The organism is Nocardioides sp. (assembly GCF_047607365.1).
Taxonomy (GTDB): domain Bacteria; phylum Actinomycetota; class Actinomycetes; order Propionibacteriales; family Nocardioidaceae; genus Nocardioides.
Genome location: NZ_JASGDD010000213.1, coordinates 1 through 13,870 on the forward strand (window position 1 = coordinate 1; position 13,870 = coordinate 13,870).

Genomic DNA, 13,870 nt, shown 5'->3' on the forward strand with positions numbered 1-13,870 from the left:
ACGGCGCTCTCCGCCCCGGGCGTGGCGGCCTCGAAGCGCTCTCGCGAGGGCAGCGCGGCCCAGAGCGCGGCGTAGAGGACCGCCCCGAGGCCACCCATCGCGGTGAGGACCACGAAGGCGGCCCGCACCCAGATCACGGGCGCGGCCAGGTGCTCGGCGAGTCCACCCGCGACGCCGCCGAAGATCGCGGCCTCGGTGTCGCGGGTCGCGCGCCGGACGGCACGCGGCTGCGCACCCGCTCCGGCGGCGCCGGCAGTCGTCTCGCTCATGATGCGTCCATCGTGGCAGGGGTCGGCGCCCGGCGGTATCGGGGTTCGCCCGGGGGTGTCCCGGATGGTCGCGGGCGTCGGACGGGAGCAGGCTGGAGCCCATGAGCACCACGGAGACACCGCCGGAAGCCCCGGGACCGCGGGTGACGCGCGACGAGGTCAAGGACCTCGGCCGGCTCGTCCGCACGTCGTCGGCGAGCCCGGAGAACCGCTACGTCGCGGGCGTCGCGGGCGGCATCGCCCGCCACCTCGACATCGATCCGATCCTCGTGCGGATCGCCCTCGTCGTCGGCATCTTCTTCGGCGGAGCCGGCCTCGTCGTGTACGGCGCCGGCTGGCTGTTCATGCCGGACGAGGAGGACGGCGACGCGATGATCGCCGTCGACCAGCGCTCCCGCAACGTCGTGCTGTGGGTCGCCGCCGGGATGGCGGTGCTGGCCGTCGTCGGAGACGTCGTCGGTGGCCTGGACTTCCCGCACTGGATCATCCCGACGTTCGTGATCGTCGCCGTCGGCGTGTGGCTGTGGGACCGCAGGCATGGGCGGCACCCGTCGCCCGACGAGCGGACGACCCAGACGCTCGCGGCGATCGACGCCGCCGAGGCGAGGACCCGCGAGGCGCTCGCCGCCGCGGCGGCCACCTCGGACGTGGCGACGGCCGCGGCCTACGAGCGGGCGCAGCTGCGCACCGAGCGAGCCCTGACGCGGGCTCGCGAGCGGGTGACGCGTGCCCAGCAGCGCCGTTCCTCCAAGCGGGGTCCCCTGCTGTTCTGGTTCACCCTCGCGCTCGTCGCGCTGGCCGAGGGCACCCTCGGCGTGATCGACGGGGCGGGCGCGTCCGTGGTGGCGCCGGCGTACCCCGCGCTCGCGCTCGGGATCATCGGCGCCATGCTCGTCCTCGGCGCCTTCTGGGGCCGGGCGGGCGGGCTCATCCTCATCGGCCTGATCACCTCCGCCGTGCTCGGCGTCTCGACCGCCGCGCACGAGTGGGGCGTCGACGGCGGGCACTACCGCAGCATCGAGATCGCGCCCGCCTCGACGGCGAGCGTGGAGGACGACTACACCTTCCGCACCGGCGACTTCGAGCTCGACCTGACGCAGGTCAGCGATCCGCGTGAGCTCGGCGGCCGCACCATCCACGTCGACGGCCGCCTCGGGCAGATCGTCGTCCGCGTCCCGGCCGGGCTCGACGTCAGCGCGTCGGCCCACGTCAGCGGTCCCGGCGCGGTCGAGGTCCTCGGCTCCGAGGACGGCGGCATCGGGCAGAGCAGGACGGTCCACAGCGTCGGCACCGGCGCGACGCTGACCATCGACGCCGACCTGCGGGTCGGGCACATCCAGATCGTGGAGGAGTGATCATGAGCGACACGGAGAGCATCGGGGTCACCGAGCCGGAGCCGGCCGGGCCGGCCTCGGGGAGGCACCCGGTCAACATCGGACAGCTCGTCATGGGCCTGGCGTTCCTCTGCATCGTCGGGGCGTGGGGGCTCGTCCAGGCCGACGTCGTGGAGGGCAGCGACATCCGCTGGCTGCTGCCGATCCCGTGGCTGGTCGCCGGTGCGGTCGGGCTCGTCGCCACGGCCGTCTCGAGCGCCCGGCGCCACGGCGTACCGCGATGAATCTTCAGACGGAACTCTCAGAGTTCTGAGACCGGCTCCCGGGCCTTCGCCGCCTAGCGTTTCCCGACATGACACTCCTCGCGAACCTGACTCGGCGAAGCGCGATCCGGGCCGGCGGCATCGCCACCCTCGCCGTCGGGACGGCCGGTGCCCTCCGCGAGTTCGCCGTCACCGCCGCCGCGATCCCGACCACCAGCTCGCGCCTCGCCCTGGCCGCCTCCACCGGCTGCGCGACGCTGGCGCCGGAGACGACCGAGGGGCCGTTCTGGATCGACGAGCAGCTCAACCGCTCCGACATCCGGTCCACGACGAAGGGGACCGACGCCACCCGCGCCGGCGTCCCGCTCACCCTGACGATCAACCTGATCGACACCTCGGCCAGCTGCACCGTCCAGCAGGGCGTGTACGTCGACATCTGGCATGCCGACGCGACCGGCAACTACTCCGACGTCTCGGGCAGCGGCAACAACTCCAACTCCGGCAAGAACAACTGGCTGCGCGGCTACCAGGTCTCCGACTCGGGCGGCTCGGTCACCTTCACCACCATCTACCCCGGGTGGTACGTCAGCCGCGCCATCCACATCCACGTCCGGCTGCGGACGACGCTCTCCTCCTCCAGCACGATCAACTTCACCACCCAGCTCTTCTTCGACGAGTCGATCACCCAGGCGGTGCTCAAGGACAGCAACTACAAGGCCGACTCCAGCCAGCGCACCACCAACAGCACGGACTCGATCTACACCTCCGCCACGCTCGTCCCGCTGACCGGCAGCAACTCCGCCGGCTATGCCGGCGCGATCACCCTCGCTCTCGCGTACGACGACGGCTCGCCCGCGTCGACCACGGCCACCGCGACCGCCACCACCTCGGCCACCGCGTCGGCCACGACCTCCACGAGCGCCTCCGCGACGACCAGCGCCGCCACCAGCGCCACCACCAGCGCCACCACCTCGACGAGCGCGACCACGACCCCCTCCGCGACGACGAGCACGACCGCCAGCACCAGCCCGTCCACCACCGCCTCGACCACGACGGCCAGCAGCAGTCCCTCGGCGAGCACCTCCACCACGACCGCGAGCAGCACGCCGACCTCGACGACGTCCACGATCGTCGCCGACACGGTGGTCAACGCGGTCGTGACCTCGGCGAAGGTGGTCCGCAAGGGGAAGAAGCGCGTCGTCGTCGTGGCGTTGCGCAACGCCGAGCGGACCACGGCGAACGTCCGCCTCGTGCGCAGCGACAACGTGCTGGCCCACCGCACCTGGGGCTGGCTTCCGACCGGCCTGCACCGGCTCACGTTCAAGGTGCCGAAGTCGGTGCGCGGAGGCACGGCCAAGGTGAGCGTCATCCTCGCCGACAGCGCGGGCAACGCGAAGATCACGCGGGTCCGGGTCACCGTCCCGTCGCGCTGACCCCCGCCCGTCCCGGTGTCACCGGGACGCTCCGCCCGTGCCGCGACGCTTCGCAGGCGTCACCCACCGCCCGAACTGTCGCCACGACCGTCCGGGCAGGCGCGCGATCAGGCCGAGGCGACCACCCGGCGAGCGGCGAGCGCGACGGCCGGGTCGTCGGCGAAGACGCCGTCCACGCCGGCGTCGAGGAAGCGCCGTGCCTGCGCCTCACCGCCGCGCAGGGTCCAGACGAAGACCCGCAGTCCGGCGTCGTGCGCGCGCGAGACCAGCCCGGTGTCGAAGCGGTCGCTCGCCAGCACCCGCGAGCGGTGGGGCCCGATCGCCTGGGCATACCCCGCGATGGACGAGCACGAGACCGGCCAGTGCGGCTCGACCAGCTGCACCAGGGGCAGCTCGGTCTGCGGCCGGATCTCGCGGAGGAAGTCCTCGTCGAAGGACTGCAGCCACACGCCCGACCCGGGCTGGTCGAGGCCGTGGTCGCGCAGCGTCTCCAGCACGGGGCGCGCCATCGGCAGTCCCGCCGCGGCGAAGTGGGCCGGGTGCTTCACCTCGGCGTGCAGGCCGATCCGCCGGCCCGCCCGGCGCGACTCCGCGGCGAGCAGGAGAAGGAGCTCGTCGAAGGTCGGGATCCGGGTGGCGGGCGGGTCGAGCCGCTGGAGCTCGGCGAGGGTGACCTCGTCGACATGCCGGCCGTCGCGCAGCTCGAGGTCGTGGTGGAGCACGAGCACCCCGTCGCGCGTGACCTGCAGGTCCGTCTCGAGCGCGTCAGCGCCGAGGCGGCAGGCGAGCCGGAAGGACGCGAGGGTGTTCTCCGGGAGCCGCGAGGGGGCACCTCGGTGGCCGATGACGAGCCCAGGGCCGCGGGGGCCGCGCGTGGTCATGCCCCGAGGCTCGCCAGCCGAAGCGTCCCGCTCACCGACGCGACATGAACGCGCGATGACGGGCGACCGAATCCCCTGTCAGAGCGTGTTCGGGAACTCGGCGTCGAGCTCCCGAACGCGCTCTCAGGGGCGGTCGTCCCCGCTCCAGGTCACGCCCTCGCGGATCACCCGTGCCGGCACCCCGGCGACGGCCACCCGGGCGGGGACCTTCTGGTTGCGGACCATGCTGCGCGCCCCGATCACCGAGCCCTCTCCGATCTCGACGTCGCCGGTGACGATGGCGTCCTTGCAGAGCCACACGTGCCGGCCGAGGCGGATCGTGCCGCCGTACGGGTTCAGCCGGACGCCCGTCGCGACGTCCTCCAGCCGGTGCATGTCGTCGGTGGCGACGTAGACGTCGGCGGCCCAGAGCTGGTCCTCCTCGGCGAAGACCGTGCCGCCGTTGCGCGCGTCGACGATGGCGCAGCGGGTCGCGACCGTCCGGCCGAGCAGCACGATCGCGGAGTCGCCGCCGCAGTAGAGGTCGGCCGAGGTGAACACCGAGTGCGGTCCGAGGAAGACCAGCGCGTCGTCGCCGCCGACCAGCAGCGAGGAGAGGTGCCGCACGTCGCTCGCGACGACGATCAGCGCGCCGGAGTACGGGATGAGGACGAGGTCGGCGAGCACCCGCGGCGGCACGACCACGCCGTCGCGTATGTAGAAGGCGTTGCCGCCCTCCGACCACCAGGCCGGGAGCAGATCGGGGTCGAGCGGCACGAGGGGGACCGAGTCGAGGATCTCCGCCGGCACGCCCGCGTCGAGGAGCCGCGAGCGGTGGTCGGGGTGCATGGGCCAAACTTAGCCACGTGAAGATCTCGATGGCGCTGCAGTACTCCGGCAATCCCCGCGAGGCGGCGGGACAGCTGACCGAGCTCGAGGCCGCGGGCCTCGACCAGGTCTGGGTCGCGGAGGCCTACGGCTTCGACGCGGTCTCCCTCATGGGCTACATCGCCGCCAAGACCGAGCGGCTGGAGATCGCCGCCGGCATCCTCAACATCTTCTCCCGTACGCCGGCAGCGCTGCTGCAGACGGCCGCGGGACTCGACAACGTGAGCGGCGGCCGGGCCGTCCTCGGCCTCGGCGCGTCCGGCCCGCAGGTGATCGAGGGTTTCCACGGCCTCCCCTACTCTCACCCGCTCGGACGGACCCGAGAGGTCGTCGAGATCCTCCGGATGGGCCTGCGCCGCGAGCCGCTGGTCTATCAGGGCAAGCACTTCACCCTCCCCCTGCCCGCCGACCAGGGTCTCGGCCTGGGCAAGCCGCTCAAGCTCCTGACCCGCCCCGAGCGCAGCGAGATCCCGATCTGGATCGCGGCCACCGGGAGCGCCAACGTGGCGCTCGCCGCCGAGATCGCCGACGGCTGGCTGCCCTTCCTCTTCGCCCCCGAGCACGCCCGGGGCGCCTGGGGCGAGGCGCTCGCGAAGGGCACCGCGAAGCGGTCTCCCGACCTCGGTCCGCTCGAGATCAGCGCCGGGGGCCTGGTCGCGATCGGCGACGACGTCAAGGGGCTCCTGGACTTCGTCCGGCCGCACGTCGCGCTCTATGTCGGCGGCATGGGCGCCAAGGGGAGGAACTTCTACAACACGCTGTTCGCGAGCTACGGCTACGAGGCCGAGGCCGCGAAGATCCAGGAGTTCTACCTCTCCGGCCGCAAGAAGGAGGCGGAGGCGGCCGTGCCGGTGGAGTTCCTCGAGCAGATGAGCCTGGTCGGCCCGGAGTCCTACGTGCGGGAGCGGCTCGAGGCGTTCCGGGAGGCGGGCGTGACCTCGCTGCAGGTCATCCCGGGCGACCCCGACCCCGCCGCCCTCATCGCCCGGCTCAAGGAGTGGGCCGCCTGACGGCAGCAGACAGCGGCGGCCCATGACCTGCTTTCGGTGACCTACTGTCGCGAGCCGGGAATCAGAAGAAGCATGAGTCCGGCGCCGATCGAGATGAGTCCGAAGAATGCCAGAGCCTTCAGCCAGATCCCGCGACTGCCCAGCGACTCCAACCAGACGACCAGGGTCCCCCAGGGTCGCCTTCTCCATACGCGGAGTGCCGGTACCGGATCTCGTGGCACCGGCCCACCCCGATACACCGGGCGCATCCCGAGGTGACGCTGGATGTCGAAGAGGATGTCTTCGTCATCGCGCGCGAACCTGGAGTGCCGAGCCATGAGCTGAAGGCTGATCAGCGCGACGACGCCTGACAGGAAAGCCGCGACCACACGGCTCCACGTCGGAGCCCCGGTCTGGAGGGCGATCTGCAGCAGGAAGGCCATCGCGGTCATCGCGAGGACCGGTGTCTGCCACATCAGCTCGTTGAGCGACGCCTGTCGAGCCGCCAGAGCCGAGTAGGCACGTTCGTCCTCGCGGAACTCGCTCACGGCCAGCGCCTCCTCCAGCATGCGCGCCGTGCCTGGCCACAGCTCGACGCTCTCAAGCTCCTGCGGGGCAAACCACCTGAACTCGGCAACTCCGCCCTTCGCTCCCTCGGCGCCGGAACTCACACTGAGGGACCACGCGGCGTCGTACGTCACGAGAAAGCAGGACGCGATGGCATGCTTGCGCGGGTCGTGCCCCTCACCCATGCCGGTCTCGGAGAAGTACTCGTTCACCATGAAGGGCGACTGAGCGATCTCGGGCTGACGGGGCAGGGCGGTCGCTTCGAGCGTGTCCTCCAGATGGCGCTGGCCACAACGTCGCAGCGACTCGTTGACACGCACGCGGCCGCCGATCTGGCACCAGACCTTGCGGTCGCCGTTGACGGGATCGGGGAACGTCCGCTGTATCAGCCCGACATTGCGAACTTGCCCGCTGACACCGTCGACGACCACAGGTACAAGGTCGACGCACGCGATCGGCAATGACGCCTGAACACGCGCCCAGTCGTCGTCCGACAGCCACTCCCTCACGTCGCGAACTCTAGTCGCCACGCAGGCAGCCCCCTGTGCCAAACCGCGGGCGCGACGGCTCACGGAGTCGATCGCGACCGCGAGGAGCAGGACCGCGCCGGTGACCATGAAGCGCACCGAGCTGTCGACGCTCATCAGGTTGAGGCCGTTGGAGATGGCCTGGAGCACGAGGATGCCGAGTAGGGCCGAGTACGCCGACCCACGACCGCCGAAGAGCGACGTGCCTCCGATGACGGCCGCCGCGATCGCCGTCAGGTTGGTGTCCGTCGTGCCGGAGGCCTGGGACACCGACGTCTGCAGGCCGGCCGCGAGCAGGCCGCCGACGGCGGCGAGCAGCGAGGTGAGGGCGAAGACCGACAGGAAGACGCCGTTCACCTTGATGCCGGAGCGGCGCGCCGCCTCGACGTGCCCGCCGACGGCGAACACGTGCCGGCCCCAGCGGGTCCGGCGCAGCGCGAAGTCCATCACCACGACCAGCAGGACGAAGAACATCCAGAGGTAGGAGTAGCCGCGGTCCTCGTTGACGTACCACGTCAGCAGGCCGAGGCCCACCGCCAGCGCCACCGTCTTGATCGCGACCATCGGCAGCCACGGAGTGCTGAGCTCGGCCCTCTTGCGGGTGGTGATCGTCCACAGCTGGCTGCCGAGGAAGACCAGCGTGATCACCCCGACCAGCACGTACGACGCCGCCGGGCTGACCCACTCCGTGCGGGCGAAGTCGCGCAGCCAGGAGTCGTTGGGCAGGTTGATCGTGCCGTCCTTGCCGAGGACGTAGAGCAGTAGGCCCTGGAAGCCCAGCAGGCCGGCGAGCGAGAAGACGAACGACGGCACGCCGGCCCAGACGTAGAGCACGCCGTAGACCAGGCCGATGGCGATGCCGACGACCATCGCGATGAGGATCGCCAGCCACTCGGCGACACCGTGATGGACGATCTCGACCGCCATCACGGCCGCGGCCAGGCCGCTCACCGAGCCGACCGAGAGGTCGATCTCGCCGAGCAGCAGCACCAGCACGATGCCCAGCGCGATCACGCCGGTCGGCGCGGCGAACTGGGTGATCGAGACGATGTTGCGCGAGGACAGGAAGATGCCGTCGTCGGTGGCGAAGTAGAACCCGACGCAGATCACGATCAGGCCGATGATCACCGGCAGGTTGCCGAGGTCGCCGGAGCGGAGCCGGTTGAGCTGCGCCCTCACGAACGCGCCGAAGCCCTCGTTGCGGATGAGCCGCTCGTCGAGCAGGTCGGCCGCCACGGCCTTCGTCTGAGGAGTCTCACTCATGGGTCTGCCCCTCTGCCTCGGCGGTGTCGTGAGCCTGCGACGCCGTACGCCGTCCGGCGCGGGCGGCGACGACGTTGTCGGACGCACCCGTGATCGCGGCGACCAGCTGCTCGGTGCTGGTCTCGGCGGTGCGGAACTCCGCCGCGTTGCGACCCAGGCGGAGCACGAAGATGCGATCCGCGACGGCCTGCACGTCGGCCATGTTGTGGCTGATCAGGATGACGCCGAGGCCCTGCTCGCGCAGCCGCTCGACGAGGTTGAGCACCTCGGCGGTCTGCGCGACGCCCAGGGCCGCGGTCGGCTCGTCGAGGAGCACGACCTTGGGCGCGCCGACGAGCGAGCGGGCGATGGCCACGGTCTGGCGCTGGCCTCCGGACAGCGACGCGATCGGGATGCGCACCGACGGGATCTTGGCGGAGAGGCTGCGCAGCAGCCGCCACGACTCCTTCTCCATGGCGACCTCGTCGATCACGCCGACGTGGTGCCGCTCCTGGCCCAGGAAGAGGTTGGCGACCACGTCGAGGTTGTCGCACAGGGCGAGATCCTGGAAGACGGTGGCGATGCCGAGGCCCTGGGCGGCGGCCGGGCCGGCGACGCGGACCGGGCGGCCCTCGATGGAGATGGTGCCCTCGTCGGGCTGGTAGACGCCCGAGATGATCTTGATCAGCGTGGACTTGCCGGCGCCGTTGTCGCCCACGAGGGCGACGACCTCGCCGGCCTTGACGTCGAGGGTGACGTCGGTGAGTGCCTGGACGGCACCGAAGCGCTTGGTGATGCCGGACAAGGACAGGACGGTGCCCCCCGTCGAGGGGGTCACCGCCCTGCCCTGTGCGTCCGAGGACGGCTGAGACATCAGGAGAGGCCCGCCGCCTTGCAGGCGTCGGCGTAGTCCGCCGTGCAGATGTCGGAGACGTCGTAGAAGCCGTCGGCGACGATCGTGTCCTTCACGTTGTCCTTCGTGACCGCGATGGGCGTGAAGATGTAGGACTTCACGTTCTCGTAGGTCGACTGCGCGATGCCGGTGTCGGTCGTCGCGCCCGGCTCGTCGCCGTTCGCGAGAGCGACCGCGACCTCGGCGGCCGTCTGGGCCTCGATCGGGATGGGCTTGTAGATCGTCATCGACTGCTCGCCGGCGAGGATCCGCTGGACCGCGGCCAGCTCGGCGTCCTGACCGGTGATCGGCGGGAGCGCGTCGGCACTGAAGCCGCCGCCGGTCAGCGCGGCGACGACACCGCCGGCCTGGCCGTCGTTGGCGGCGTAGACGCCCTGGATGTCGGACGGCTTGTACTTGCTCAGCTGGTCGGTGACGAACTGCTGCGCGTTCTCCGGGCTCCAGTCGGGGTTGTCGTACTCCTCGAGGATCTTGATGCCGCTGCTGTCGATGACCGAGTGGGCGCCCTTCTTGAACTGCGCCGCGTTCGGGTCGCTCGGCGAGCCGTTGAGCATGAGGATGTTGCCCTTGCCGCCCATGGCGTCGACGAGGGCCTGGCCCTGCATCTTGCCGACCGTCTCGTTGTCGAACGAGAGGTAGTAGTCGGCGCCGGCGATGAAGCGGTCGTAGGCGATGACGGGGATGTCGGCGTCCTGCGCGGACTGGACCATGCCACCGGCGCCGTCGCCGTTGACCGGGTCGAGCACGATGACGTCGGCGCCCGCGTTGATCGCGGTGTCGACCTGCGAGCTCTGCTTGGACTCGTCCTGGTCGGCGTTGTAGTACTTCACGTCGCAGTCCGAGCAGAGCTTCTTGACGGCCTCTTCGAAGAGGGGCTTGTCGAACGTCTCGTAGCGGGTCGTCTTCGACTCGGGCAGCAGCAGCGCGATCGTCGCGCCGCCCCCGCCGCCCGAGGAGCTGTCGTCGTCCGAGCTGCCGCACGCGGTGAGGGCGCCTGCCGCCGCCACCAGAGCGAATCCCACGGCCGCCGTGCGGCGGGGGATGCGGGAAATGATCACGTCTGTCTCCTTGAATGAGTGGCAGCGCCTTCACTGCCATGTTGCCCACGCTGAGTGTCATACGTCACACGTTTGTCGTCAAGCGATGAACGCAAGTTTGCACCAGGTCCCGCGTTCGGCGACTTTTATCGTTACTACTTGACGACAAGCCATGTCGGCCGCACAGTGTGCCTGTGCCAGGGAAGCCAAGGACCCGACGCTCCGCGACGTCGGGCACGTCGGCCTCGCCGGGGTCCCACGCGTCGCTGCGGTCGGCCAATCAGGGCCGCGTCCTCGACGTGCTCCGCTCCGGCGAGCTCTCCCACACCCAGGCCGAGCTCGCCCGGACGACGGGCCTGGCGCCGGCCACGATCTCCAACATCGTCCGCGACCTCAGCGCCGCCGGCCTCGTCGACACCCAGGCCGGCAGCGGCCGGCGCGGCTCCTCGGTGCGGCTCTCCCGCGGCGCCGGCCTCGTCGCGGGCGTCGACTTCGGCCACTCCCACGTCGCCGTCGCCATCGGCACCCTCACCGGCGAGGTCATCGCCGAGGAGCGCCGGCCGCTGGAGAGCACCCACGCGTACGCCGACTCGCTGGCCCTGGCGACGACGCTGATCGGCGACCTCTCCCCCGATCACGCCCCGGTGCTGCGGGTCGCGATGGGCCTCCCGGCGCCGATCACCGACAACATCATCCGCGGCCCCGGAATCCTGCCGGGCTGGAACGGCGCGGACGGCCGGGCGCTGGCCGAGGACGCCTTCGGCGTGCCGGTCGACCTGGAGAACGACGCCAACCTCGGCGCGCTCGCCGAGCACCACAAGGGCGTGGGGCGGGGGCACCGCAGCTCGGTGTTCGTCAAGATCTCCTCCGGCGTGGGCGCGGGCATCGTCCTCGACGACCGGCTCTTCCACGGCGCCTGGGGCACCGCCGGCGAGCTCGGCCACCTCACCCTCGACGAGAACGGCCCGGTCTGCCGCTGCGGCGGGCGTGGCTGCCTCGAGGCCTACACCTCCATCGACACGCTCCTGGCCCGCACGGCCGGGCAGCTGCCCGCGACCACCCTCGACGAGCTGCTCGCCGCCGCCCGCTCCGGGGAGGCGTCAGCCCTCCGCGCGCTCGAGGACGCCGGGCTGCACCTCGGCTGGGGCCTGGCCGGGGTGGCGAACCTCCTCAATCCGGAGGTGCTCGTCATCGGCGGCGACATGGCCCGCGCTGGGGAGCTGCTGCTGGAGTCGGCCCGGATCGGGCTGCGCCGCCACGCGCTCGACACGGTCGCCCAGACCCCCGTCCGGGTGAGCGCGCTCGGCCACCGGGCCAGCCTGCTCGGCGCCGTGCTGCTCGCCGCCGAGCACACCGAGCTCAGCGTCGACTGAGCGCGCACGATCAGGTCGGGGGACGTCGGCGACTCGCCGGGAGGTCACTCGTCCGCGCCGCGCTCCTCCGGCCGCGAAACGACTGGTTCCCCTCCCACCGTCATGGAATCGTCCCCATGGGGGTAATCCACTGACACATCGAACCAAGTCGAACCAAAGGGAGTGGAACAATGGGGTTTCTTCTGTGGATTCTCGCCGTGATCCTCGTGGTCTCGGGCGTCGTGGCTCTGCTCCAGGGCTCGATCCTGTGGGGTCTCGTGCTGATCATCGTCGGCCTCGCGGTCGGGCCCGGGGGCTACAGCGTCTTCCGGCGCTGACCGTCGCGCCCGGGCCACGTCCTAGCGGTGTGAGCGAGGGCCGCCGGCGCGCTTGTCGTCGTACATCCGAGCGTCCGCGGCGCGCAGCAGCTCCTCGGCGTCCCATCCGTCGACCCCGACGATGGAGACGCCGACGCTGACGCCGATCCCGACGGTGCGGGAGGCGGGGTGCGCCTCGAGGGCCGTCCGCAGCCGGGCGCGCAGCTCCTCCGCGAGGTCGGTGGGGTCGTGGGCGTCCTCGAGGCGTACGACGGCGACGAACTCGTCCCCGCCGATGCGGGCGACCACACCGCGATTGGCCGGGATGCCGGCGTGCATCTCGTCGGCGACAGCGCGCAGCACGTCGTCGCCGACGGCGTGGCCGAGGGTGTCGTTGACCGCCTTGAAGCCGTCGAGGTCGACCATCAGCAGCACGGTCACGCCGGTACGCGACGTGACGGCCGCGGCCAGCGCCTCGTAGATCACGACCCGGTTGCCGACCCCCGTGAGCGGGTCCAGGCGGCCCTGGGCGCGCAGCCGGTCGTGCTCCTCCTGGAGCGGCGTGACGTCGGCCATCGCGTGCAGCGTCAGCGAGCGCCCACGCACGTCGGTCACCACCCGGGCCCGTGACTCGACGACCCGGATGCCACCGCCGCCTCGGACCACCGTCGAGCGGACCACGCCCGACGCGGTGGACGGGGCGTCGCTCGGCGCGACCCAGCTGGTCAGCAGCTGGCCGCGGAGCTCGTGCTCGTCGCGACCGACCAGCTCGGCGAAGGCCGGATTGGCCATCTCGATCCGGCCGTCCTCGCCGCAGAGGACGACCGGCGCCGGAACGGAGGTGACCAGCGTCGCGGTCCAGGCGTGCGCCTCGGCGACCGCCCTCTCGAGGCGTCGCCGACGGGCATCGGTCCGCAGCCAGAGCCCCACCAGGGCGATCGCGACGACCGTGAGCGAGAGCAGGAAGGCCGTCCACACGCCCGAGCCCGCCCCGGCGCCGGCGCTGCGGGGCTGCTCCGCCAGGAGCCAGCCGTCGATCGCGTCCACCGGCCGGGCCGCCCACTGCGGGTCGGCGCCGGCGGCGCCGGTGCGGGCGGCGTGGTCGGTGAGCCGGCGGTCGGTGCTGGTGCTGCCGATCGCGGCCGAGCTCGGTGAGGCCAGCACCGTGTCGCGGGAGTCGACCAGGACCGCCGAGACGCCATGCTTGATCAGCGCCCGGCGCAGCTTGTCCTGGAGGTCGGAGAGGACGAACGTGCCCACGACGTAGCCGACCGTGGCGCCGTCGGCATCCGTCACGCGCGACGAGATCGCCAGCGCCCACGGCGCCTCCGGCGTCACCAGCTGGAAGGCGCGCGAGACGTAGGCGCCGGTGGCGGCGTTGGCTCCGGCGTACCAGTCGCGGTAGGCGAAGCTCTTCCCCACGACCCCGGGCGCGGCCGGGTCGAGGGCGAGGAGCGTGCCGGCGGCGTCGTACACGCTCGCGGAGAAGATGCCGCTGGTCGAGGAGGAGAGCGCCGCGACGACGGTCGCCTGGTCGTCGGCGTCGTCGTCGGCGATCGCCCGGCGGACGGCGTCGCTCTGGGCGAACGTGCCGACCACGTCGCGCAGTCCGGCGAGCTGGCTGTCGATCGCGCCGGCCGCGAGCTCGTCGACGGCGACGAGCCGGTTGAGCGAGGACTGCTGGAGCTGCTCGTCGCCACCGTGCCGGCCGGCGACGGCCAGCACGGCGAGGCTGACCACGGCCAGGGCGACGAGCGCGGCGATGACCCGCGACGCCAGCGAGGGGTGGCCGCTCCGCTCGGCGCCGGGAGGCCCGAGCGGAGCGGCCACCCCTCGCTGGCGTCGCGGGTCATCGCCGCGCTCGTCGCCCTGGCCGTGG

At 71.7% G+C, this 13,870-nt stretch carries 13 protein-coding genes; 6 read left to right on the forward strand and 7 right to left on the reverse strand.

What is annotated here, in order from left to right; translation table 11 throughout:
- Positions 1–269: PspC domain-containing protein (locus QM572_RS16570; RefSeq protein WP_415095076.1), on the reverse strand; the 269-nt coding region annotated here is incomplete at its 3' end.
- Positions 270–370: 101 nt separating this feature from the next.
- Between QM572_RS16570 and QM572_RS16575 the strand changes: the two genes are divergently transcribed.
- The 3 genes from QM572_RS16575 to QM572_RS16585 all read left to right on the forward strand — a co-directional run bounded on the left by QM572_RS16575 (position 371) and on the right by QM572_RS16585 (position 3,299).
- Entirely contained in the window at positions 371–1,624 is a 1,254-nt protein-coding gene (locus QM572_RS16575; RefSeq protein ID WP_415095077.1) for a PspC domain-containing protein, read from the forward strand.
- Positions 1,625–1,626: 2 nt separating this feature from the next.
- Positions 1,627–1,887: a hypothetical protein gene (locus QM572_RS16580; protein WP_415095078.1), complete on the forward strand. Its 261-nt coding sequence runs from the start codon at positions 1,627–1,629 to the stop codon at positions 1,885–1,887.
- A gap of 68 nt (positions 1,888–1,955) precedes the next feature.
- Positions 1,956–3,299, forward strand: a complete 1,344-nt coding sequence (locus QM572_RS16585) for a hypothetical protein (protein ID WP_415095079.1) — start codon at positions 1,956–1,958, stop codon at positions 3,297–3,299.
- 107 nt (positions 3,300–3,406) lie between these two features.
- On the opposite strand, the gene QM572_RS16590 is transcribed toward QM572_RS16585, so the two are convergent.
- Together QM572_RS16590 and QM572_RS16595 are read right to left on the reverse strand one after the other, a co-directional pair.
- Entirely contained in the window at positions 3,407–4,180 is a 774-nt protein-coding gene (locus QM572_RS16590) for a glycerophosphodiester phosphodiesterase (protein WP_415095080.1), read from the reverse strand.
- A gap of 123 nt (positions 4,181–4,303) precedes the next feature.
- Positions 4,304–5,008 (reverse strand): acyltransferase, encoded by a 705-nt coding sequence (locus QM572_RS16595; protein WP_415095081.1) that lies wholly within the window; start codon positions 5,006–5,008, stop codon positions 4,304–4,306.
- A gap of 17 nt (positions 5,009–5,025) precedes the next feature.
- Between QM572_RS16595 and QM572_RS16600 the strand changes: the two genes are divergently transcribed.
- On the forward strand, positions 5,026–6,057 hold the full coding sequence (locus tag QM572_RS16600; RefSeq protein ID WP_415095082.1) for an LLM class F420-dependent oxidoreductase: 1,032 nt from the start codon (positions 5,026–5,028) through the stop codon (positions 6,055–6,057).
- Positions 6,058–6,098: 41 nt separating this feature from the next.
- Here QM572_RS16600 and QM572_RS16605 read toward each other — a convergent pair whose 3' ends face one another.
- Genes QM572_RS16605 through QM572_RS16615 form a run of 3 tightly spaced genes read right to left on the reverse strand, consistent with a single transcriptional unit; the run spans position 6,099 to position 10,343 of the window.
- The gene (locus QM572_RS16605) at positions 6,099–8,393 is read right to left on the reverse strand and encodes a DUF4916 domain-containing protein (protein ID WP_415095083.1); all 2,295 of its coding nucleotides are present in this window, start codon (positions 8,391–8,393) and stop codon (positions 6,099–6,101) included.
- Positions 8,386–9,210, reverse strand: a complete 825-nt coding sequence (locus QM572_RS16610; protein ID WP_415095084.1) for an ATP-binding cassette domain-containing protein — start codon at positions 9,208–9,210, stop codon at positions 8,386–8,388. The genes QM572_RS16605 and QM572_RS16610 overlap by 8 nt, the downstream gene beginning before the upstream one ends.
- Before the next feature lie 35 nt (positions 9,211–9,245).
- The gene (locus tag QM572_RS16615; RefSeq protein WP_415095085.1) at positions 9,246–10,343 is read right to left on the reverse strand and encodes a sugar ABC transporter substrate-binding protein; all 1,098 of its coding nucleotides are present in this window, start codon (positions 10,341–10,343) and stop codon (positions 9,246–9,248) included.
- A gap of 173 nt (positions 10,344–10,516) precedes the next feature.
- Here QM572_RS16615 and QM572_RS16620 point away from each other — a divergent pair, with 173 nt between their 5' ends.
- Entirely contained in the window at positions 10,517–11,695 is a 1,179-nt protein-coding gene (locus tag QM572_RS16620; RefSeq protein WP_415095086.1) for an ROK family protein, read from the forward strand.
- 170 nt (positions 11,696–11,865) lie between these two features.
- Entirely contained in the window at positions 11,866–12,012 is a 147-nt protein-coding gene (locus QM572_RS16625) for a GPGG-motif small membrane protein (protein WP_415095087.1), read from the forward strand.
- A gap of 21 nt (positions 12,013–12,033) precedes the next feature.
- On the opposite strand, the gene QM572_RS16630 is transcribed toward QM572_RS16625, so the two are convergent.
- On the reverse strand, positions 12,034–13,870 hold a 1,837-nt coding region (locus QM572_RS16630), incomplete at its 5' end, for a diguanylate cyclase (protein WP_415095088.1).

Coding starts and splice junctions, on each gene's coding strand:
- QM572_RS16575 (WP_415095077.1), top strand. CDS start 371: ATGAGCACCACGGAGACACCGCCGGAAGCCCCGGGACCGCGGGTGACG.
- QM572_RS16580 (WP_415095078.1), top strand. CDS start 1,627: ATGAGCGACACGGAGAGCATCGGGGTCACCGAGCCGGAGCCGGCCGGG.
- QM572_RS16585 (WP_415095079.1), top strand. CDS start 1,956: ATGACACTCCTCGCGAACCTGACTCGGCGAAGCGCGATCCGGGCCGGC.
- QM572_RS16590 (WP_415095080.1), bottom strand. CDS start 4,180: ATGACCACGCGCGGCCCCCGCGGCCCTGGGCTCGTCATCGGCCACCGA.
- QM572_RS16595 (WP_415095081.1), bottom strand. CDS start 5,008: ATGCACCCCGACCACCGCTCGCGGCTCCTCGACGCGGGCGTGCCGGCG.
- QM572_RS16605 (WP_415095083.1), bottom strand. CDS start 8,393: ATGAGTGAGACTCCTCAGACGAAGGCCGTGGCGGCCGACCTGCTCGAC.
- QM572_RS16625 (WP_415095087.1), top strand. CDS start 11,866: ATGGGGTTTCTTCTGTGGATTCTCGCCGTGATCCTCGTGGTCTCGGGC.